This window comes from Pseudomonas sp. SB113 (assembly GCF_040754745.1).
Lineage (GTDB): Bacteria > Pseudomonadota > Gammaproteobacteria > Pseudomonadales > Pseudomonadaceae > Aquipseudomonas > Aquipseudomonas grimontii.
On sequence record NZ_JBFMHW010000180.1, the window covers coordinates 1 to 446 of the forward strand.

Genomic DNA, 446 nt, shown 5'->3' on the forward strand with positions numbered 1-446 from the left:
GCATACTTGTTACCATTGTACCCGACAGCGTCCTTACCAACAGAAATGTGCACCAGCAGATTCGAGAGCACATTGGCAGGACCTGTGAAATTTTGTCTGTGATATCATTGCCGCCAGTAACATTCGCCGCTGCGGGCACCACGACCAAGACGTCGATCCTTCATATCAAAAAGAAAGAAGAAAAGGGCAATCAAAAGACAGACACTTACTTTGCCGTTTGCGAAAAAATTGGTTATGAGGTCATTACGCGCGGCGCGCAGAGGCGCAAAGTCTTTGGGGGTGAAAACGACCTCCAACGTCTTCTCTCAGATAAAGTTGCTGATTCACGGGAGCATAAGTTCGTACGTACCATCATGTTCGACCCGACTGAAGACCGCTGGGACGCAAAATTCAAGATCGGTAATGTTGAGAAGTTAGTCGGCGTCACCGTCTCATCGCTCGCCTCG

The 446-nt window shown here is 49.1% G+C and carries 1 protein-coding gene; it reads left to right on the forward strand.

The genetic code is table 11. The features are described from left to right. The coding region (locus AB1462_RS32055; protein ID WP_367249128.1) for an N-6 DNA methylase at window positions 1-446 on the forward strand (446 nt) is incomplete at both ends.